Genomic DNA, 22336 nt, shown 5'->3' with positions numbered 1-22336 from the left:
GTCCCCCACTTTGGTCCGTAGACATTATGCGGTATTAGCAGTCGTTTCCAACTGTTGTCCCCCACCATAAGGCATATTCCCAAGCATTACTCACCCGTCCGCCGCTCGACGCCAGAGGTGCAAGCACCTCTTCGTTTCCGCTCGACTTGCATGTGTTAGGCCTGCCGCCAGCGTTCAATCTGAGCCATGATCAAACTCTTCAATTAAAAGTTTTTTCTGTCCCGAAGGACATGCTCAATGAATTCTGATTTTGATATCTTTCGATATCGAATTGACTATATAGTCACTCAGTTACATTTGAGACTCTAAATTTGTTTGCGTCACTTAGTAAACTAAGCTTCGCTGTTAGAACTCAACCTGTACGAGTGCCCACACAGATGATTGCTTTATATTGTTAAAGAACGTTTGAGATACTTTCGCGCCTCAAGGGCTGTGCATTCTACGCAAGCCGTTATTTTTGTCAACACTTAATTTTGAGAAAAGTTTATTTTTTCAAAACTCAGTCTTACTTGACTCAACCAACTCGTCGTTCTGCTTTTTTGTAAGCAGTCCGCCGTGTCGGTGGATGCGCATTATAGGGATGCAGCGAATTAACGCAAGCACTTTTTTGAGAAAACTTTAAAAAAACTGCCTTTTGTATCCTTTTTAGCCTAAACACCACAAAAGAGAAACTTTATTAACGCTTCAGTAACTTTTTGACCGTATTTAAGGCCATAAAAGTACAATACTCTAAAAACAAAAAAGCCCAGTAATATAGCTGGGCCTTTAAATAGTTCGCGTTTTTAGGTATTAAGCAATGCCGTATTGATCACGATATGCTTTTACTGCGGCTAAATGCTCACCCATTGTGCCTTTGGCTTCTAGGTAACTAATTAAGTCAGCTAGTTTTACAATAGAGATAACTTTAGTGCCAAAGTCACGCTCAACTTCTTGAATAGCAGATAACTCAGCTTTGCCTTTCTCTTGGCGGTCAAGTGCAATTAAAACACCACTTAAGTCTGCACCATTATCTGCAATGATTTCCATAGATTCACGAATAGCTGTACCTGCCGTGATCACGTCATCAACTAACATGATCTTACCTTTAAGTTCAGAACCTACTAATGTACCACCTTCACCGTGTGCTTTTTTCTCTTTACGGTTAAAACAGTAAGGTACATCTTTGTCGTGATGATCAGCTAAAGCAACCGCTGTAGTCGTTGCGATTGGAATACCTTTATAAGCAGGGCCAAATAATACATCGTAATCAATGCCCGCATCTTCAAGTGCTGCAGCGTAAAAGCGACCCAAGCGTGCAAGGTCACGACCGGTATTGAATAAACCAGCGTTGAAGAAATAAGGGCTAGTGCGGCCAGACTTTAAAGTAAACTCACCAAATTTAAGCACCTGCTTTTCAAGTGCGAATTCAATAAACTCTTTTTGATAATCTTTCATAACTAATAAACCTACTTCTTTATTAAGCTAATGCTTGCTTTTGAACGTCGATAATTTCACGAATTGAGTGCTTAGCTAATGTAAGTAGCTCATCAAGTTCGTCGAATGAGAAAGGTTCGCCTTCAGCTGTACCTTGAATTTCGATGATTTTGCCAGTTTCGGTCAAGATCACGTTCATATCTGTTTCGGCTTCAGAATCTTCTAGGTACTCAAGGTCACTAATTGGTTGACCTTTATATACACCAACTGAAATTGCCGCAATCATATGCTTAAGTGGGTTTGAATTGATCATACCTTTACTACGCATGTAAGTAAGCGCATCAACTAATGCAACACATGCACCACTGATTGATGCTGTACGTGTACCGCCATCAGCTTGAATAACATCACAATCGATAGTAATGGTATTTTCACCTAACGCCTTTAAATCAACCGCGGCACGAAGCGCACGTGCGATTAAGCGTTGAATTTCCATAGTACGACCGCCCTGCTTACCGCGCGATGCTTCACGGCCATTACGAGTATGTGTTGAACGAGGTAACATACCGTATTCAGCCGTAACCCAACCTTTACCTTGGCCTTTCATAAAGCGTGGTACACCAGCTTCAACAGTTGCTGTACACAAAACTTTAGTATTTCCAAACTCTACTAATACTGAACCTTCAGCATGCATAGTGTAATTACGTGTGAATGTAACCGGTCTAATTTGGTTAGGTGTTCTTTCGCTTGGACGCATTAACGATCCCCTTAATTCTGAATTTGCCACATTATAAGTCGATGTGGTGCCAGATGCCATGTTCATTTACATAATTAACTACATCAGAAAAACACATTTCAGAAAATTTACGCTAGAGGTTAAAAGCTGATTCGGTATAATCAGTCAACTTTGTAAATTTAATAACACTAGGAAATCATCCATGATCCACAGCATGACAGCTTATGCGCGCCGCGAAATTAAAGGCGAATGGGGCACTGGCACTTGGGAAATTCGTTCAGTAAACCAACGTTACCTTGAAACTTTTATCCGCGCACCTGAGCAATTTCGTGGCATGGAACCAGTTATTCGTGAGCGTTTACGTAAACATTTACAACGCGGTAAGGTTGAAGTTTTCTTAAAGTTTGCTGCAAATCCAGCGCATGTTGGTGAGTTAACGATTAATGAATCACTCGCTGAGCAATTAATTAAAAGCGCACAATGGGTGCAAAACCAAAGCAATGGTGACATCAACCCTGTTGATATTTTACGTTGGCCTGGCGTTATGGAAGCCGAAGAGCTCGATATGGATAGTGTAAACACTGCGCTAATTGCAGGGTTTGACCAAGTAGTTGAAGATTTTAAACAAGCTCGCGGCGATGAAGGCGCAAACTTACAAGAAATGATTGCAACTCGCCTTAATGCTATTTTAGAGCAAGTAACCATTGTTGAAGGCCACTTACCAGAAATTGCTAAATGGCAGCGCGAAAAACTAAACCAAAAGCTAGAAGAACTAAAAACAGACATCGATGAGTCTCGTCTTGAGCAAGAGCTTATTTACCTTGCGCAAAAGCAAGATGTTGCTGAAGAACTTGACCGCTTAAAGTCGCATGTTAAAGAAACCAAAAAAATCTTAACTAAAGGCGGCGCATGTGGCCGACGCCTAGACTTTATGATGCAAGAGTTTAACCGTGAAGCAAACACGTTAGCATCAAAGTCTATCAACAGTGATATCACAAACGCTGCGGTAGAGCTAAAAGTGTTAATCGAGCAAATGCGTGAACAGATCCAGAATATTGAATAAGCACGCTTTACAGTTTTTTATAAGACCCAGCACCTGCTGGGTCTTTTGTTTTAAAAAGTCTAAAAGCAGGCAAACTTGAGCACTTTTAGCGAAATAAAGTACAATAGTTCAATTAAAGGCTTGGATTAGCGATAGTCCGAGCCTGTTTATTTTTTATTAGAGACAGATCATGGCGCAAACTCGCGGAAATTTATTTATCTTGTCAGCTCCATCAGGGGCTGGTAAATCAAGCTTAATTGGTGCTTTACTAAAGAAACACAGCGATATGAAAGTATCGGTTTCGCACACCACTCGCTCACCTCGTCCGGGTGAAGAAAACGGTGTGCACTATCACTTTGTTTCTGTGGATGAGTTCAAAGCGCTAATTGAGAAAAATGACTTTTTTGAATGGGCGCAAGTGTTTGATAACTACTATGGTACGTCTAAGCAAGCAATCGAAAGCCAACTTGCAGCAGGTATTGACGTATTTTTAGATATCGATTGGCAAGGTGCTCAGCAAATTCGCAAATTAGTTGATGATGTTGAGACTATCTTTATTCTTCCCCCATCAAAAGAAGAACTTGAATCACGCTTAAATAACCGTGGTCAAGACTCTGCTGAGGTAATCGCAGGAAGAATGGCAAAAGCACAATCAGAAACATCACACTATAATGAGTATGATTATGTTGTTGTTAACGATGACTTTGATACTGCACTTACAGAAATCGAAACTATCGTTATGGCTAAACGTTTATCGTTAAAAAGCCAAACTGTGCGCCATCAGGCATTATTAGAGAACTTACTTAAGTAATACTTTTTTAAGAATAAGATAAAAATTAACCACAAGCTATTGGCGAATTTAACTTGGTACAGTAAACTACGCCTTTGCTTAAGAATTTATTTGGAGTGCTAAGATGGCTCGCGTAACTGTTGAAGATGCAGTAGATGCAATTGGTAATCGTTTTGACTTAATTTTAGTTGCGGCTCGTCGTGCCCGCCAAATCGCGGTTGGTGGTAAAGATCCACTCGTTGATGCTGAAAATGACAAACCAACGGTTATTGCTTTACGTGAAATTGAGAAAGGGTTAGTAGATAGCTCTTCTATGGACTTAATTGATCGTGAAGAACAACAACATCAAGAAGCAGCAGAGATGGCTGCTGTGGCTGCTATCGTAGGTGGCAACCAGTAATCAAGCTCCCCGCTTTGATTTAGCTATACGGCTAGTATTTCTACACTAGCCGTTGGCAAGCCCTTCTTTTCATCGTATATTCTATTCATACCGTTACCGATTTACTTCATTTGCGCATTGGAGTGTGACTTTGTATCTATTCGAAGGCCTCAAAAAGAAAATATCCGAATACTTACCACCCGCTGAGATTGAGCTGGTACAAAAAGCATACGTGGTCGCTCGCGAAGCCCACGAAGGCCAAACACGCTCAAGTGGCGAGCCTTATATCACCCACCCTGTCGAAGTGACACAAATACTTGCCGGCATGCACTTAGACCACGAAACGCTGATGGCTGCCCTGATGCATGACGTGATTGAAGACACTGACTTTAGCCAACAAGACTTAGCTGAAATTTTTGGCGACACCGTTGCCGAGCTTGTTGAAGGGGTGAGTAAGCTAGATAAACTCAGCTTTAAAGATAAAAAAGAATTCCAAGCCGAAAACTACCGCAAAATGATCATGGCGATGACGCAAGATATTCGCGTGATCTTAATTAAACTGGCTGACCGCACTCATAACATGCGTACTTTAGGCGCACTGCGCCCTGACAAACGCCGTCGTATTGCCCGTGAAACCCTAGAGATTTATGCGCCAATTGCGAACCGCCTTGGTATTCATGATATTAAAAATGAATTAGAAGATTTAGGCTTTCAAGCGTTATACCCGATGCGTCATCGCGCATTAAGATCAGAAGTGGTCAAAGCACGTGGTAACCGTAAAGAAGTTATCAGCAATATTAAGACTGAAATTGAAGCACGTTTGGAAGAGTCTGGCATCGAAGCAACTATATCTGGCCGCGAAAAACACCTTTATAGCATTTACAAAAAAATGCTTAATAAAGAGCTGTCGTTTAACGAAGTGATGGACATCTACGCGTTCCGTATCAATGTTGATAATATGGATACCTGTTACCGCGTATTAGGTGTTGCGCATAACCTTTACAAACCAATCGAAACCCGTTTTAAAGATTATATTGCTGTACCAAAAACCAATGGTTATCAATCACTCCATACCTCATTAGTTGGCCCTCATGGTATTCCTGTTGAAATTCAAATTCGTACCCACGACATGGATCATATGGCAGATAAAGGGGTGGCTGCTCACTGGATGTATAAAAAAGCCGGTGATAGCGCAGGCCACACAGCACAGCAGCGTGCTCGCCAATGGATGCAAAGCTTACTGGAGCTTCAGCAAAGTGCGGGCTCATCATTTGAGTTTGTTGAAAACGTTAAAACAGAGCTATTCCCTGAAGAGATCTATGTTTTCACGCCAGATGGTCGTATCGTTGAGCTACCAATGGGTGCGACAGCAGTCGACTTTGCTTATGCAGTTCACACTGATGTAGGTAATACTTGTGTAGGTGCACGCGTTAACCGTAAACCTCACCCGCTGAGCAAAGCGCTTGATACAGGGCAAACGGTCGAAGTCATCACCAGCTCAGGGGCGCACCCTAATGCAACTTGGTTAAACTTTGTTGTAACAGGTAAAGCACGTTTAGGTATTCGCAATTACCTGAAGAGCCAACAGCATGAAGAAGCCATGCTGCTCGGTCGACGTTTACTAGACTCAGCACTTGGTGAAACCAAACTCGATGATATTCCAGATGAAAACATTCGCCGTGTACTTCAAGAGCATGAACTAAATACCGTACTTGAGCTATTAGTCGAAATAGGCTCAGGTAATCTTATGAGTGTGCTTATTGCAAAACGCTTAATGCAAGTTGATGCAGACGACCTAGACGACCTTGCACAAAAAGCAAAAGCAACCATCATCGGTACTGAAGGCATGTTAGTTAATTACTCTAAATGCTGCCGACCAGTCCCAGGTGATGCTATTACTGCTTATATAAGCCAAGGTAAAGGCCTTACAGTTCACCGCCAAGAATGTAAGAACATTCGTGGTTGGGAAAAAGAGCGCTCAAAATACTTAGTTGTAAAATGGGACGATAACCCAGAGAAAGAATATATTGCAGCCCTGCGTATTGAGATTATCAATCACCAAGGTGCACTGGCTAAATTAACCAATGTTGTTGCCTCAACCCAAGCCAACATTGTTGAAATAGCGACTGACGAAAAAGAAAGTAATTTATACATGATAGATTTAGGCATCACGGTTAAAAACCGCGTTCATGTTGCTAACATTATGCGCCGCATTCGCGTCATGCCTGATGTGCAAAGAGTCTATCGTAAAAAGTAACAAGGATAATCATGAACAAATCTTTTATTTCTACTGATAATGCACCTGCAGCAATCGGTACTTATAGCCAAGCAGTTAAAGTAGGCACGGCAGTTTATTTATCAGGTCAAATTCCACTTGTACCAGAAACAATGGAAGTGATCTCTGAAGACTTTACTGAGCAAACTCACCAAGTATTCAAAAACCTAACAGCTGTTTGCCAAGCTGCGGGTGGCCAAATTCAAGACATGGTAAAAGTGAATATCTTTTTAACTGACCTATCTAACTTTGCGATTGTTAACGAAGTGATGAGCCAGTACTTTAAGCAACCATACCCTGCACGTGCCGCAATTGGCGTACGTGCGCTACCAAAAGGCGTGCAAGTTGAAATTGACGGTATCATGGAGCTACCTTCAACAAACTAATCAGCCCTGCCAGCAACGCAAAGTTGCTGGCTCTTTTTTAGAAAAAGTTATTACTTCCCTCATCCGAAATTCTTGACTCATCAGAAAATCTCTAGCACTCTGTTGTTATAACAAGTAAAACCTTTAGCTAATGTAGTAAAAAAGGATCTCCAGGTGTTTAAGCTCGCTCACAACGGCAACGTTTTATTAGATGTTCATGAAAACTCGCCTCCCAGTGCTGCGTTTATTATCGAAGCATTAGAAAAGTCACCATTTTGCGAATGCAGAGTGGATCATGAAGCTATCAATAATTTCTTTAAAAGCGATTCAAATGAGCGCATGCTTGTTGTTGCCTCTAAACATGATGCGAGCCTAGTTGTTACCCTGAGTGATGACAAAATGCTGGCTACTGGCGAGCTAACTTTAGCTGAAGGTGGCAAAGTCATGACTCTTGACGATGCCAAAAAAGAGCTTATCAAAGCAGGTGTCGCCCGCGGTTATAAGCAAGCTTTCTTAGAAAAGTTATTACAGCAACAGTTTGAGTTACCTGCGGGTGAAGTTGCTAAAGGTGTGCTCGCAAAAGGTCGTTTACCGATTGATGGCCAACCATCTAAGTTTGTACCACAGGTTGAGACCTTAAAAGATCGCTTAAAAAAACCTAAGCTACGTGAAGACGGCACAGCCGATATGCGTGACTTTGGCAAGCTCGCCAGTGTCGAACCCGGTGTATTACTTATAAAACAAATTCCTGCTACTCCTGGTAAAGAAGGCTTTACTGTTACTGGTGATGTACTACCTGCAAAACCCGGGGAGAACAGCAAACTAGTCGCAGGTGAAGGCACCGAAATATCAAAAAACAACCCGCTTGAGCTAATTTCTGTGATCGCTGGTGTACCTGTTGATATTGCTAATGGTATGCGTGTTGATGATATTTTTACTATTGCCGATGTAAACGTAAAAAGTGGCCACGTAGATTTTGAAGGTAGCGTCATTGTGACTCATAACGTTGAACCAGGCATGCGCATTAATGCCAAAGGCGATATCACAGTTATGGGTACTGTGGAATCTGGTCATTTATCAGCGGCTGGCGATATCACTATAAAACAAGGTGTAATTGGTCACCAGCTCGAAGATAAAAAGCTGTCATGTAATATTATCAGCCAAGGTGACATTCACTTATCACATGGTCAATACTGCTACCTTGAAGCCAATAATATCCTCATTGAACGCCAAGCCAGCCATTGCACAATGAAAGCCACCAAGCTGTTGCAAATAGGCCAAGAAGATAATCCGCAAGGCAAGCTATTCGGCGGAGAGATCCTAGACGCACAAATGTTAATTGCTGGCGAAATAGGTAATGAATCGGGTGCTAAAATGGTTATTCACTTAGCAGCTTCGGGTGCTGATGTCACCGCGCAAACTGATCAGTGTTTAAAAGATTTAGCACAAACAGATTCACAACTAGATACTTTGCAAGCGGCTATCGAAAAAGCAGATCAAGTAAAAGACGCCGAAAAGAAAAAACAGTTACTCGCAAAAATTGGTGCCACACAAATACACTATTGCGAGCAAGCTGAAATGCTTGAGAAAAAGCTATCAAGCTTGGAGCATCATCTGCATGATTTACTGGAAGATGCGCAATTAGTCGTTAATAAAAAACTGCATTCAGGGGTCGAAATTCATATTTTCGAAAAAGTTCTACTCACTAACCGCCAATACCCACCATGTAAGGTAAAACTTGAAGAAAACAAGGTTGAGGTCGAGTTTAAAACCAGTTAATAAAAAAGAGGCTTAAAGCCTCTTTTTACCAGGGTCATTACTCTTTAAAGAATTCCTTCTACTTGCTGTTTTAGCTGTTCAGGCCAAACACCAACTTGTACTTGCCCGATATGCTGTTTTTGTAACAGCAGCATAGCGAGTCGTGATTGACCAATACCACCACCAATTGTTTGCGGAAACTTTTTCGCCAGTAGCTGTTTATGCCAATCAAACTCTAGGCGAGCTTGATCGCCTGTAATCGCTAATTGTGTAGCTAAGGCATCAGGGCTAACACGAATGCCCATTGAAGAGATTTCAAATGCATCTTCAAGCACAGGGTTCCAAACTAAAATATCACCGTTTAAGCCTGCAAATTTACTACAGGTTTGTGTTGACCAATCGTCATAATCCGGTGCTCGTACGTCATGAATTTTTCCATCTGCAAGTGTGCCGCCTATACCAATTAAAAATACCGCACCGTATTCTTGTGCTACCGCTTTTTCACGTTGTTTCGCAGTAAAGTCAGGATACATCTGGCGTAGCTGTTCACTGTGTACAAAGGTGATTTGCTCTGGCAAAAACGGCGTTAAATCAAACTCGCTTGCGACAAAACGTTCGGTTGCTTTAATAGCCTGATAAAGTGATGTCACGGTTTCTTTTAGCTTGTCTAAAGTACGCTCTGTACTCTCGCAAATTACTTTTTCCCAGTCCCATTGGTCAACATACACCGAGTGAATTGGGCTTAAAGATTCTTCATCAGGACGAAGCGCCTTCATGTGCGTATAAAGTCCTTCACCTACCGAAAAATCGTAATCAGCCAAGGTTTTGCGTTTCCACTTAGCTAATGAGTGGACTACTTCAAATTGGCTACCCGGAATTGTTTTCACTGCTACCGATACAGCATTTTCAGTACCGCTTAAGTTATCTTGAATACCATCGCCTACTTTTGCCAAGATTGGTGCTTGTACTTCAACTAACCCTAATTGTTGTTCTAATTGGCTTGAAAAAAACTGTTTTACTTTACTAATTTGCTGCTGTTGCTGCAGGTAGTGTGAACTCATAATAATTGGCCTCATTCCCAGTTATTGTTACTTGCTTAATTAGAGAAACCCGCTGCTTGGCCCCTCCTGTTAAAACAATCCTCAACTAAACAAAGGTAATTTTCAATAACCCGCAATAAAAAGAACTTAACATTGAAATTTTCATAAAAATAATGCTATAAAATTTATTGATTCAATAATTAACACTAATAAATACCATGGAAAATTATCAAATCGATAATCTCGATAAAAACATCCTTAATGCTTTAATGGAAAATGCGCGAACAGCCTATGCAGAACTCGCTAAACGCTTTGCAGTCAGTGCCGGAACTATTCATGTTCGGGTCGAAAAGATGAAACAAGCGGGAATTATTACAGGCACCCAAGTCAGTATTGATGCCAAACAGCTTGGTTACGATGTTTGCTGTTTTATTGGTATTAACCTCAACAATGCACGTGATTACCCACAAACTTTACTGCATTTAAAAGAACTAGAAGAGGTTGTCGAAGCCTATTACACCACAGGTAATTACAGTATATTTATCAAAGTGATGGCACGCTCAATTGATCATCTACAAGATGTGTTAATTAACAAAATACAAGCCATCGAAGCTATTCAATCAACAGAAACGCTGATCTCATTACAAAACCCTATTAGCCGTGCTGTTGTTCCCTAGGGTATAATCAGCGCCAATTAGAATCCGTCAACGAGCACACAACTATGGATACAACTCGCTTTGAGCGTGTTAAGCGCGTGTTAGACCGCCGCCAAACGGACCTAACGGTTTGTTTAGAAGAAGTACATAAGCATCATAATTTATCGGCCATTGCCCGCACAGCTGACGCGACTGGCTGCCATCATGTTCATGCTGTATGGCCAGAGAATCAAAAATGGTTAACTAACAATACCTCAGGTGGTAGTAAAAACTGGCTAGAAACTCACTTACATCGCAATATCGATGAAGCTGTTGCCATGATGCGTGCACAAAATCCTGAAGTACAAATTTTAGCAACTCATCTCAGCGACGACGCAGTCGACTTTCGTGAAATTGATTACACCAAACCGACGGCTGTTATTGTTGGCCAAGAACGTGATGGTATTTCACCACGCGCCCTCGCTCATGCTGATAAAAATATCATTATCCCAATGCAAGGAATGGTGCAATCTCTTAATGTATCTGTTGCTGCGGCACTTATTCTATTTGAAGCACAGCGCCAACGTGAAGAAGCCGGACTTTATAACCGCGATATGCTTGATGCGAAAATTAAGCACCGTATCTTGTTTGAAGGCTGTCACCCTATTATTGCTGAACAATGCCGTGAAAAAGAGCTACCGTACCCTGAGCTTGATGAAAGTGGTGAAATTGTTGCTGATGAAACGTTCTGGAACATTTTAAAACACACGCAACCGCTTGAAGCCACTAACGAGTGCAAGTAAACTGAAAAACAGTCTACTAATTAATAATTTGAGTCACCTTTGAGTCATCCAAGCTTAGCGTTATACCCAATTACAGAATTAAAAGGCGTCGGCCCGAAAATGGCCGAGCGCCTTGCTAAGCTAAATATTCATACGGTGCAAGACATGCTTTTTCATTTGCCTCACCGTTATGAAGACCGCACCCGCATTCACCCAATCTGCGAACTTCAACCGCATAGCCATGTTAGTGTTGAAGCCACCATTGAAACCAGCCAAATTACCTTTGGTAAAAGACGCATGCTGGTTTGCCAAGTAAATGATGGCACGGGCCGTTTAACTCTGAGGTTTTTTAACTTTAGCGCAGCTCAAAAAAATGCCTTAAGTACAGGTAAAATCATTCGCTGCTTTGGTGAGATCCGCCGTGGCAGAGTTGGCTTTGAAATGACACATCCGGAATACAGCTTATCGGATACCCCTTCTGAGCAACCAACTAATACCACACTTACGCCGGTTTATCCTGTTACCGAAGGGCTAAAACAGTTATCTATTCGTGCACTAAGCGATCAAGCACTTGCACTATTAACTAAATACCCTGTCGAAGAGTTACTGCCAGAACAGTTTCAGCCAACCGGAATGCGTTTAGCCGATGCACTCATGACCTTACATCGCCCACAAAACGATGTTGATTTAACTGCCCTTGAACAAGGTATGCACCCTGCCCAGCAACGGCTAGTGTTTGAAGAGCTGCTTGCGCAAAACTTAAGCCTTTTAAAGCTACGTCAAAAAGGGCAGACGGTAAAAGCGGTTGCTTTAAAACCTCATGATCAACTTGAGCAGCAGTTTTTAGCTAATTTAGCCTTTAGCCCAACTAACGCGCAAAGTCGTGTAGTGGCAGAAATCAAAGGTGACTTACAACACCCGTTTCCGATGATGCGCCTAGTGCAAGGCGATGTAGGCTCCGGTAAAACCTTAGTTGCAGCACTCAGTGCGCTCACCGCGATAAGCGAAGGCTACCAAGTCGCTTTAATGGCACCAACAGAGATTTTATCAGAGCAACATGGTATCAACTTTAGCCAATGGTTTAATCAACTCGGTGTTGAAGTCGCTTGGTTAGGTGGCAAAAGTAAAGGTAAAGAGCGCGCAGCGACTTTGGAAAAAATCGCCTCAGGGGAAGCACAAATGATTGTTGGCACCCACGCATTATTCCAAGAGCAGGTTGAGTTTAACAATCTCGTTTTAATTATTATTGATGAGCAACACCGCTTTGGTGTTCATCAGCGCTTATCACTGCGCGAAAAAGGCCGCTTTGGTGATTGTTACCCGCATCAATTAGTGATGACAGCAACACCTATCCCGCGAACGCTAGCAATGACAGCCTACGCTGACTTAGAAACCTCAGTGATTGATGAGTTACCACCCGGTAGAACACCTATTACAACGGTGGCTATTCCTGATGCACGCCGAGACGAAATAATTCAACGTGTGAGAACAGCGTGTACAGAGCAAGGTCGTCAAGTGTATTGGGTTTGCACCCTGATTGATGAATCTGAAGTACTGCAATGCCAAGCTGCGGAAGATAGCGCAGAGCAATTAAAAGCGGCATTGCCAGAGCTAAACGTTGGCTTAGTGCATGGCCGGATGAAAGCCGCCGAAAAACAAGCTATTATGAGTGAGTTTAAAGCAGGTAATATTCATGTACTCGTTGCCACAACGGTGATTGAAGTAGGTGTTGATGTGCCTAATGCCAGCCTTATCATTATTGAAAACCCTGAACGGTTAGGGCTTGCACAACTCCACCAGCTGCGCGGCCGTGTTGGTCGTGGGGCAACGGCATCACACTGTGTTTTACTTTATCATGCGCCATTATCAGCGACGGCTCAAAAGCGCTTAGGTGTTCTGCGTGAAAGTAATGATGGCTTTGTTATCGCTGAGCGAGATCTCGAAATCCGTGGCCCTGGTGAAGTACTTGGTACCAAACAAACAGGCCTAGCCGAATTTAAAATCGCCGACTTAAACCGCGATAAACAAACACTCGACCATGTAAGACCCATTGCCTTCAAAATTTTGAACGACTATCCAGCGCTTACCGATAAATTGATTCAACGTTGGCTTGCTGGCAAATCAAACTACGCACAGGCTTGATCGCAAATCAAAGCGCTATCTGATTTATAAATTTTCTACTAGAACAAAAAAACCCAGCTAATTAGCTGGGCTGACAAGTTAGGGAGTTATCCAAAGGTTGGATTAGAACTTGTATTCAATACCAACACCTAGGTAGTCTTGGTCAACTTGATTGTCTGTATCAAACGTTGAGTAGAAACCAAATACTTTGGTGTTTTTGCTAAGCTTGTGATCAACACCTGCAGAGATAGCTGTTTTCTTATCGCCTTCATCAAAGTCAATTACTTGGTACTGTACTTTGAACGTGTTGCTATTCATTTGGTAAGCAGCATTTACTAAGTAACCATCAGCTTCTGCACTACCATCCACTTTTTCTTGTGTTTGGTACATAGCTCCTAGTTTAAAGTCACCTAGTTTACCTTGTACTGTTGCACGAACAATATCGTAGCCTTTTACTTCGCTGTCAGCTGCAACTGATGCATAAAGTTTGCTTTCTTTAAGTTTAGCATCGCCGTAAGTTAACGCTACTGAGTAACCGTTATCAGCGTCTACATCATCTTCAGCTACATAAGTTGCTAATACTTTGAAGCCACTGAAGTCTTTAGAAGCATAAGAAATTGTGTCGCCTAAACGGTTTTCACCTTTAAATGCGTTCTTGATATCACCTTCAAGGTCATTGAATAAATCAACTTTACCTTGAGACTGCTTCATTGCTGTATCGTTACGACCGATAACAACTTGACCAAAGCTACCTTTAACACCCACGTATTGGTTACGTGCAGTGATGTTATCGTCATTGTCGCCTTTTGAATCAGCGTCAGATACGTCTACACCAAACTCAAATTTATAAACAGCTTCTAAGCCTTCAGAAATTTTTTCTGAACCTTTTAAGCCAAAACGTGAGTTATTGCTTTTAATTTCAGTGAAAGACCCTTCGCCATCATCTGATGATTGAACAGTCACGTTTGCTTTACCATATACATCTACATCAGCTAATGCAGAAAAAGATAAACCACCAAATAAAGCTAGGAATAAGCTAGACTTTGCAAATTTCATGTCGTTTCCTCAATAATCGCAACAAAAACACATGTTGTGTTTCAATGCGCGCAGTGTGACAGCGAAAAATGACAGAAAGATGACAATTGAAATAAAAGCGTCAATTTAGCTTCATAAAATGTAATTATTTTTGAAATAAAAACGTAACCTGCTGTTGAAGCATTAAATTTTTATGAAAGCTAAATTAAATTAATTTTAAGCTTTTATTTGTAGTTCAGTTAATAAGGTCACTAACTTCTCTAATAAAGGAGTTTGTTCGTTATCTCTGTGGTAAGCAACAAACACATCGCGCGAGGTATGCGCAACATCTTCAACATGATAAAGCTCACCAGATTTAAGCTGCTCTTCAACTAATAACTGAGGAATAAACGCGCTACCGCCGCATTTCAAAATTAAATCAAGCGCAATACGACCTGTACTGGTTCTAAAATAAGGAGGAGCGTGGCCGTTAAACTCACGAGCATGCCATAAAGAAAAGGTGGTCCCCCAGTCGACATAAACATATTGGTTATCGAAAAAGTTTTCACTATTTGCAGTTTCAAAGGCGCTCACAGGAATAATAGGTAGCTCACAAATTCGCTGTACAACCAGTTCATCTACTTTAGGAGGATCGAACAACACCGCCAAATCTAATGTACGTTCCAATAATAAGCGAGTACTCTCTTGCTGTGCTTTGACTTCGGCAACTAACGACACACCCGGCATAGCAGAAACAATATTAGTAATACCAAACTGTAAAAATGCATCCCATATATTAGGTGTTCCCGCTAAGCTAATTTGCTTATGCATATTATCTGCAAGTGCCACATCAACTTTTGCGCGCTGCATACCCGTAATGATCATTTGTGCGTGTGGCAGTAGTCGCTCACCCGGCGCCGTTAACTGTATGTTGTTTCGTTGACGAATAAATAAGTTAACGCCTAAACCTTGCTCTAATTGTCGGATCCGAAAACTCACCGCAGACTGTGTAATATATAAATTTTCAGCTGCTTTACCGAAATGGCGTGTACGAACCACTTCAACAAAAGTCTTCAATAAATCGATATCCATTTTTTACCCTTACGATAAAAATAATTTGTTTAATAAAATCGACAACTTGATCCATACTCCAGCAAGAAATTAGGGCATGAGGATAAAGCCATGAGCAATGACATTTCATCACTTCGTCAGGCATTTGCAAGCCAACGTCAATTCTATGATGATCAAAATTTCCCACGCGGTTTTGGTCGTAGTGGTCACTTCACTTTGCTAGAAGCCGACATTCTCGAGCAGCATGGTGTTGTTCTAAAGGGTTTATACAACAAAACCCTAGAACCACAAAATGAATTTCAAACTCAATTTGTACAAGTTGTTACCGGTAATCTTGAAGCGACCAATCCGATTGAGCGCGCTTGGATAAAATACCTTAAGCAAACAACCTGTAAAACCAAGTTTCACACATTATTTGGGCGCTCTCGCATTGCGACCTCAACACCACAAAGTGTTGAATATTATTCTGAGTCAGACAGCCTATAACAATTTGCTTTTTTACCCTTTTAGGGTTAAAACTTGAAATAACTTTTGTTTCGCCAATAAGTTATTACAAGGCAAGCTGTGACTCGAAGAATATTAATAATTGAAGATACGCCAACCATTGCGCGGGTGCAAAAGCACATCGCGCAAAAAGTTGGCTATGAAGCCGACATAGCCGGTAGCTTAGCTGAGGCAAAAGAGCTTATTAGCAAGCACAGTTACTTTTGTGCCGTAGTAGATTTTATTCTACCTGATGCGCCAAACGGTGAAGCAGTTCCTTGCACCATCGAAGCCGATATCCCGACCATTGTAATGACTGGCAACCTTGACGAAACAACACGTAATATCGTTGAAAAACACCCCATCATTGATTACATCACCAAAGAAAATAAACAAGCCTATCAATACCTAGAAAAACAACTGGCTCGCTTGCCTCGTAATGAGCAAATATTAGTATTAGTAGTCGATGATTCAGCGGCAACGCGCCACCATATTTGCAACTTATTAACCCGTCATAAATACCAAACACTCGAAGCGGTTGATGGTGTCGACGCTTTAAAAGTACTGGCTGAAAACCCAAAAATATCGGTGATCATTACCGATAATGAAATGCCGAATATGAATGGGGATGAACTCTGTGTTGAAATTCGTCGTTTATACTCCAACGATGAAAAGGCCATAATCGGCATTTCTGCACTCGATACTCTGCATTTATCAACGCGCTTTTTGAAATCTGGCGCAGACGATTACCTTCGTAAGCCATTCAACAATGAAGAGTTTTATTGTCGGCTCAGCCAGAACGTCGACATGCTTGAAAACATTAAAACGATTCGTTTACAAGCAAACACTGATTACCTCACAAAACTCCCTAATCGCCGCTATTTCTTTGGTGAAGCAAACAGCCATCTAAAAGCTGCAAAAGTGTCAGATACCTCAGTCTCTTTAGCCATGATTGATGTTGACCACTTTAAGTCAATTAACGATAACTACGGTCATGATGCCGGCGATGACGTACTAAAGGGCCTATCGCAATGTATGGCAAAGTATTTTGAAGATAACTTAGTAGGCCGCTTTGGTGGTGAAGAGTTTGCAGTCTATTTTGCAGATCAAGACCCGCAAGAATCTCTGCAACGTTTAGAAAAATTCCGCTTATTTGTCGAAAAACACAGTCCTGAGTTCAGTAAAGACCATATCAAGTTTACACTGTCGATTGGTTTTCATAATGGGCCTGTTTATAGTTTGGATGAACTAATAAAACAGGCCGATTTAAAGCTTTATCAAGCAAAAGACACTGGACGCAATAAACTAGTAAGCTAAGCCTACACAGGCTTAGTTACCGCCTCTAATTGCGCTTTGCGTTGCTTACGGCTCTGACGATACGAATCCCAACTGAATAATGCCAAAGCGCTCCAAATACATGCAAACGTCACCACACGCTCAGCATCAAATACCTCACCATAAAAAGCCACCGCAAGCATAAACATTAAGCTTGGGCCAATGTATTGAAAAAAGCCAAGCGTACTGTATTGCAGGCGCTTTGCTGCACCGGTAAAACATAACAACGGTAAGGTTGTCACCACACCAGCACTAATGAGTAACACGTTAATGTGCCAATCGTTTGCAGTAAAATCAGAGCTTGCTGATGGCGTCATCAACCACCAGTAAATTAGCGCAACCGGTAATAAAATAAGTGCTTCGAGCAATAACCCTGGCAATGATTCGATTGGTAACTTTTTACGTAGTAGACCATAAATAGCAAACGATCCTGCTAATGAGAAAGCAACCACAGGGAATGAACCAAAACTCACAAGCTGTAGCAACACACCACAAAGCGCTAGACCTACCGCAACGCCTTGCCATTTACGTAGTCGCTCACCTAAAAACAACATACCCAATAACACGTTTAGTAGTGGGTTGATGTAATAACCTAAACTGGCATCGAGCATATGATTATTGTTCACAGCCCAAATAAATAACCCCCAGTTAAAGCCAAGTAAACTTGCTGTTATTACCAACATCAAAAGTAATTTAGGTTGTCCGAGCACCACACGAATACGCTGCCATTGATGACGAGCAGCAATAATAAGAAGTAAAAATAACACCGACCAAATAACACGGTGCATTAAGATTTCAAACGCAGAAATCTGCTGTAGAAACTTAAAGTAAATGGGCGCAAGACCCCACATAAAAAAGGCTAAACAAGCGAAAATAACGCCTTTTCGCTGCTCAATGTTGGTAGGCATAAGTTAGGCTTTATAGTTTAAAAACGCTATTTTACGCCCCCTTAGCAGTGACGCAACCAAAACACGCTAAATAAACCCATGTATTTACTTCTTAAAAGGGACTGCCATTGTTGCAAAGTAACACCTTGATATTAAGCATCTGTGAAACGCTGAATTCTGCATCTTGAGGTCGTTTGGATATATTTCTACAGACATCGCCATAAAAAACCACTAAAATGCACGGCGATGAATACCAATACCGCAATGTCCAACACACCCGTTCGATCACCACAAGCCGTACTCAAACAAGTGTTTGGTTACAAGGACTTTCGTGATGGCCAAGAAGCGATTATAGCCGCAGCGCTAGACGGACAAGACTCGCTTGTACTCCTACCAACGGGTGGAGGCAAATCTTTATGCTATCAAGTACCAGCATTGATCCTTGATGGTGTGACTGTGGTTATCTCACCGCTTATTTCCTTGATGCAAGACCAAGTTGCTCAACTAAGAGCACTCGGCGTGCAAGCGGCATACATCAATAACAGCCTGCCTTTTGAAGAGCAGCAAGCTGTTTATCAGCAATTGCACTATGGGCAAATTAAGCTGTTATATGTTGCACCAGAAAAAGTACTGCAACACGAATTTTTAGAGCGTTTGAGTCATCTAAAACTCGCACTTTTTGCAATTGATGAAGCTCACTGTGTGTCGCATTGGGGTCATGACTTTAGGCCGCATTACTGTCGGCTCAACGAGTTAAAGCAACGCTTTATGCATGTGCCCATGATGGCCCTTACAGCTACGGCAGATAAAGCAACTCGTTACGATATTATTGAACAGCTTCAGCTTAACCACCCTTACGTGCACACTGGTAGCTTCGATAGACCGAACATTCGTTACACCATAGAAGAAAAATTCAAACCTATGGTGCAACTGCTTCGATATTTAAAAGAGCAGCAAAATCAAAGTGGCATTATTTACTGCACCAGCCGAAAACGGGTTGATGATGTAGCCGAAAAACTTGCAGACGCCGGGTTCAATGCCGCCGCCTACCATGCAGGAATGAGTAACGAGCAACGCCAATTTGTGCAATCGGGATTTGCCCGTGACGATATTCAAATTGTGGTTGCGACTGTCGCCTTTGGCATGGGGATTAATAAACCAAACGTACGTTTTGTGGTGCATTACGATATTCCAAAAAGCATCGAGGCTTACTACCAAGAAACTGGTCGTGCAGGTCGAGATGGCCTGGCTGCAGAAGCGATTATGTATTTTGACCCGGCAGATATAGGCCGCGTACGCCGCTTTTTTGAAGATATTGAAGACGAGCAACGTCGTCGTGTTGAAGAACAGCGCTTTAATGCCATGGCAAGCTTCGCCGAAGCACAAACATGCCGCAGACAAATTTTGCTCAATTATTTTAGTGAATATAAACGCGAAACCTGTGGTAACTGTGACATTTGCTTAAACCCACCTACTAGCTTTGATGGCACCCTTGTCGCGCAACAAGCCTTGTCGTGTGTGTACCGTGCTGAACAACGTTTTGGTATTGGCTATATCGTTGAGTTACTGCGCGGTGCAAACACTAGCCGCATTCGAGATAACAATCACCACCAGCTAAGCACCTATGGCATAGGTAAAGAGCACAGCGTGGAGTTCTGGCTAAGTATTTTAAGGCAGCTTATCCATCAAGGATTATTAAGCCAAGACATTACCCAAGGTTCGTCATTACGCTTAACCGAAGCCGCCCGTGCGGTTCTTAAAAGTGAATATGCACTGCAACTAGCTGAACCTCGCTTACAAGCTAAGCACGTTTACCAAGATAAACTCGCTCAGTTTAATTACGATAAAAAGCTATTTGCGAAATTACGTGCCTTACGTAAAGAACTGGCCGATGCCGATGATGTTCCACCTTATGTGGTATTCAATGATAAAACCCTCGCTGAAATGGCGCAGCTCATGCCAACCAACGACAGTGAGTTTTTAAAGGTGTCGGGTGTTGGTTTCACTAAACTCAATAAGTACGGCGCACCGTTTTTAAATACCATTCGCGACTATCTTGCCACCAATTAGGACTGCTATGACTGAACTAACCTATGATGCCGAGCATGAGATCATTCTTGTAACGTCGAGTGAGCTTCCACACGATGAAGACTTTGAGCTTTGGGCAACCCTTTTCTTACATGCTCCAGCCATAACAACTGCCGACTTTGATGCCGGTGCTGATCGTCATCAATTACGCTTTCACTTTACAGATCATAGTTTTAATCTAAACTTTGAACATTACAGTGAAAGTATTTGGATCAATGCTGAGGGCATAGAAGCCAGTGCTGCATTGCCACAACTTCATCAGTATTTAGTCGCGCAATTACAATAATAAGCTAGACATTTTCCCACGCTTAGTATGTAGTAGTTGCATAGGACATACTCAACTAAGGGTGTAAATGGGATTTAAGCAGTCGTACTTTGTTGCTAGGTTAATAACACTATTACCAGTCTGCATAGCAGCCAATGTTCATGCAGAGCAGTTATTTACTGACGATAGTAATTATTGTCAAAACCAACGTACGCTTAAATCACAAGATAATAACTTACGCCGCCAGCTCGATGCTGATAATCCACTACCCGATGCCGCTAATAACCGTAAAATAGTTTCTATTGAACTTGAACAGCTGAACGTATTTAACACTGAGCTTGAAGAAGAAAATAACTTTTTATTCCGCTTTGCCAATCGCGCTCACATGACTACAGAGCCAGAGGTAATACACAGCGTTTTATTGTTCGAAGAAGGTGATGTTTACAATCCACGTAAACTGCTAGAGTCAGAGCGATTACTGCGTAAACAAGGCTACTTATATGATGCGCGTATCAACGCAAAGCTCGATTGTGACGGCAACGTACATGTAAAAGTAATTACGCGCGATCTGTGGACCCTACTGCCCGAAATAAGCTTTAGCCGCAGTGGTGGTGAGAATGAATCAAGCATTGGCTTTCGAGAATCTAACTTTTTAGGCTGGGGTAAACGAGTGTCGTTTAGTCGTACCCGTGATGCTGATCGCACTGGTTATCTGTTTGTGTATGACGATCCGCATATATTCTCTAGCCGTTATCAAGGCCGTTTAGAGTATTCAGATAACGATGACGGTAAACGTCATTATCTCGATGTAAGCTATCCTTTTTTCTCGATTGATACGCCGTACAGCTACGGTGTTACAAGTTACTCTGATCAACGCCGAGAGTCACTTTACTATCGCGGTGATGTAGTTAGTGAGTTTGAACAAAAAACCTTATTAAACCGCGCTTACTTTGGCCATTCATCACAACTTGGTAATAGTTGGACTCAACGTATTAAGTTTGGCATCGAAAACCGCGAAGAAACCTTTAAAGAAACACCATTCACGCGCTTTCCTATCGCTGAAGATAGAACGCTGAGTTACCCTTACGTTAGTGGCCAATGGTTTGAAGATCACTACGTTAAAGTTAGAAACTTCGATAGTATCTATCGTACTGAAGATTTAAACCTCGGTTGGAATATCCATGCCTTGCTCGGTTATTCGAGTGATGATTTTAGCGACGATGCCAGCCGTACTATTTATTCGTTATCTTTATCAAAAGCACATTACTCTGGAGATAACCAGTTATGGCGCTTTAAAGCAGACCTTGATGGCTACTGGAATGAAGAAACCGATGATGTTGAAAACCTATTCGCTAGCACGCAGCTACAATATTATCTCAATACCACACTAAGGCAAAGCTGGTATGCCAAAGTACGCTTACAATATGCTGAAAACCTCACTGCTGATAAACAACTCACTATTGGTGGTGAAAATGGCCTACGTGGTTACCCGCTTGACTACCAAGTAGGCGACCGCAGCTTTTTAGTGACTCTAGAAAAACGCTACTACTGGGAATATGACTTACTGCAATTGTTTAAAGTGGGTGGTGCCGCGTTTTATGATATTGGTAGAGCCTGGTATAACGACAAAGATAATGGTGCCAATGGTAACGTGCTACAAAATGTGGGTGTGGGGCTACGCTTAGCGCCAAGCCGTGCCAATGCCGGTACGGTTATTCACCTAGATATTGCCGCACCAATTAACAAACAAGATGACGACATAGACTCAGTGCAATGGCTAGTAACGGTTAAAAATACCTTTTAAAGTGGTGTTATTGTTAAGCTAAAAAGCTAAAATCAAAACGTAAAATATTAACT

Annotated in this window: 20 protein-coding genes and 1 rRNA gene; 14 read left to right on the top strand and 7 right to left on the bottom strand. The window is 41.9% G+C overall.

The window, feature by feature from the left end:
- From NFU46_RS15825 to rph, 3 genes are all read right to left on the bottom strand, one after another.
- A 16S ribosomal RNA gene (locus NFU46_RS15825) occupies positions 1-206 on the bottom strand; the annotation flags it as partial.
- Between the two features lie 583 nt (positions 207-789).
- Positions 790-1434, bottom strand: coding sequence for an orotate phosphoribosyltransferase (pyrE, locus tag NFU46_RS15820; RefSeq protein WP_251603099.1), 645 nt, complete (start codon positions 1432-1434; stop codon positions 790-792).
- Positions 1435-1456: 22 nt separating this feature from the next.
- Complete coding sequence (rph, locus tag NFU46_RS15815; RefSeq protein WP_054554228.1) at positions 1457-2170, bottom strand: ribonuclease PH; 714 nt, start codon at positions 2168-2170, stop codon at positions 1457-1459.
- A gap of 181 nt (positions 2171-2351) precedes the next feature.
- Here rph and NFU46_RS15810 point away from each other — a divergent pair, with 181 nt between their 5' ends.
- From NFU46_RS15810 to NFU46_RS15785, 6 genes are all read left to right on the top strand, one after another.
- Positions 2352-3212 carry a YicC/YloC family endoribonuclease gene (locus NFU46_RS15810; protein WP_251603095.1) on the top strand — a complete coding sequence of 287 codons (861 nt, stop codon included), beginning with the start codon at positions 2352-2354 and terminating at the stop codon, positions 3210-3212.
- A gap of 169 nt (positions 3213-3381) precedes the next feature.
- On the top strand, positions 3382-4002 hold the full coding sequence (gene gmk / locus NFU46_RS15805; RefSeq protein WP_054563423.1) for a guanylate kinase: 621 nt from the start codon (positions 3382-3384) through the stop codon (positions 4000-4002).
- Positions 4003-4105: 103 nt separating this feature from the next.
- Entirely contained in the window at positions 4106-4381 is a 276-nt protein-coding gene (gene rpoZ, locus NFU46_RS15800) for a DNA-directed RNA polymerase subunit omega (RefSeq protein ID WP_054554225.1), read from the top strand.
- A gap of 130 nt (positions 4382-4511) precedes the next feature.
- Entirely contained in the window at positions 4512-6617 is a 2106-nt protein-coding gene (gene spoT / locus NFU46_RS15795; protein WP_175081165.1) for a bifunctional GTP diphosphokinase/guanosine-3',5'-bis pyrophosphate 3'-pyrophosphohydrolase, read from the top strand.
- Between the two features lie 11 nt (positions 6618-6628).
- Positions 6629-7021, top strand: coding sequence for a RidA family protein (locus NFU46_RS15790; RefSeq protein WP_054554223.1), 393 nt, complete (start codon positions 6629-6631; stop codon positions 7019-7021).
- Positions 7022-7174: 153 nt separating this feature from the next.
- Complete coding sequence (locus tag NFU46_RS15785) at positions 7175-8779, top strand: DUF342 domain-containing protein (RefSeq protein ID WP_251603092.1); 1605 nt, start codon at positions 7175-7177, stop codon at positions 8777-8779.
- A gap of 44 nt (positions 8780-8823) precedes the next feature.
- Here the strand turns inward: NFU46_RS15785 and asnA are convergent, their stop codons facing one another.
- Complete coding sequence (gene asnA / locus NFU46_RS15780; RefSeq protein ID WP_054563419.1) at positions 8824-9819, bottom strand: aspartate--ammonia ligase; 996 nt, start codon at positions 9817-9819, stop codon at positions 8824-8826.
- Positions 9820-10016: 197 nt separating this feature from the next.
- Between asnA and asnC the strand changes: the two genes are divergently transcribed.
- From asnC to recG, 3 genes are read left to right on the top strand one after another with little or no spacing between them, the layout of a single operon-like run.
- Positions 10017-10475, top strand: a complete 459-nt coding sequence (gene asnC / locus NFU46_RS15775) for a transcriptional regulator AsnC (protein WP_054554220.1) — start codon at positions 10017-10019, stop codon at positions 10473-10475.
- A gap of 44 nt (positions 10476-10519) precedes the next feature.
- Positions 10520-11236: a tRNA (guanosine(18)-2'-O)-methyltransferase TrmH gene (gene trmH / locus NFU46_RS15770; protein WP_248530178.1), complete on the top strand. Its 717-nt coding sequence runs from the start codon at positions 10520-10522 to the stop codon at positions 11234-11236.
- A gap of 39 nt (positions 11237-11275) precedes the next feature.
- Positions 11276-13357 carry an ATP-dependent DNA helicase RecG gene (gene recG, locus NFU46_RS15765; protein ID WP_251603089.1) on the top strand — a complete coding sequence of 694 codons (2082 nt, stop codon included), beginning with the start codon at positions 11276-11278 and terminating at the stop codon, positions 13355-13357.
- A gap of 102 nt (positions 13358-13459) precedes the next feature.
- On the opposite strand, the gene NFU46_RS15760 is transcribed toward recG, so the two are convergent.
- Entirely contained in the window at positions 13460-14392 is a 933-nt protein-coding gene (locus NFU46_RS15760; RefSeq protein WP_054563416.1) for a porin, read from the bottom strand.
- Positions 14393-14587: 195 nt separating this feature from the next.
- The gene (locus NFU46_RS15755) at positions 14588-15442 is read right to left on the bottom strand and encodes a LysR family transcriptional regulator (RefSeq protein WP_054554216.1); all 855 of its coding nucleotides are present in this window, start codon (positions 15440-15442) and stop codon (positions 14588-14590) included.
- A gap of 90 nt (positions 15443-15532) precedes the next feature.
- On the opposite strand from NFU46_RS15755, the gene NFU46_RS15750 reads away from it, so the two are divergent.
- Both NFU46_RS15750 and NFU46_RS15745 read left to right on the top strand, forming a co-directional pair.
- Positions 15533-15907 (top strand): DUF413 domain-containing protein, encoded by a 375-nt coding sequence (locus tag NFU46_RS15750; protein ID WP_054563414.1) that lies wholly within the window; start codon positions 15533-15535, stop codon positions 15905-15907.
- 78 nt (positions 15908-15985) lie between these two features.
- Positions 15986-17221 carry a diguanylate cyclase gene (locus NFU46_RS15745; RefSeq protein ID WP_251603086.1) on the top strand — a complete coding sequence of 412 codons (1236 nt, stop codon included), beginning with the start codon at positions 15986-15988 and terminating at the stop codon, positions 17219-17221.
- 2 nt (positions 17222-17223) lie between these two features.
- Here NFU46_RS15745 and rarD read toward each other — a convergent pair whose 3' ends face one another.
- Entirely contained in the window at positions 17224-18147 is a 924-nt protein-coding gene (gene rarD, locus NFU46_RS15740; protein WP_251603083.1) for an EamA family transporter RarD, read from the bottom strand.
- 225 nt (positions 18148-18372) lie between these two features.
- On the opposite strand from rarD, the gene recQ reads away from it, so the two are divergent.
- From recQ to NFU46_RS15725, 3 genes are all read left to right on the top strand, one after another.
- Positions 18373-20196 carry a DNA helicase RecQ gene (gene recQ / locus NFU46_RS15735; RefSeq protein WP_055021899.1) on the top strand — a complete coding sequence of 608 codons (1824 nt, stop codon included), beginning with the start codon at positions 18373-18375 and terminating at the stop codon, positions 20194-20196.
- 7 nt (positions 20197-20203) lie between these two features.
- On the top strand, positions 20204-20500 hold the full coding sequence (locus tag NFU46_RS15730) for a DUF3630 family protein (protein WP_055021898.1): 297 nt from the start codon (positions 20204-20206) through the stop codon (positions 20498-20500).
- Positions 20501-20567: 67 nt separating this feature from the next.
- Positions 20568-22283 carry a BamA/TamA family outer membrane protein gene (locus NFU46_RS15725; protein ID WP_251603080.1) on the top strand — a complete coding sequence of 572 codons (1716 nt, stop codon included), beginning with the start codon at positions 20568-20570 and terminating at the stop codon, positions 22281-22283.
- The last annotated feature ends 53 nt before the right edge of the window (positions 22284-22336 follow it).

Source organism: Pseudoalteromonas sp. NCCP-2140 (genome assembly GCF_023708065.1).
In the GTDB taxonomy this organism is placed as follows: domain Bacteria; phylum Pseudomonadota; class Gammaproteobacteria; order Enterobacterales; family Alteromonadaceae; genus Pseudoalteromonas.
The sequence above is the reverse complement of the archived record's forward strand: the minus strand, read 5'-3'. Positions and strand labels throughout refer to the sequence as shown.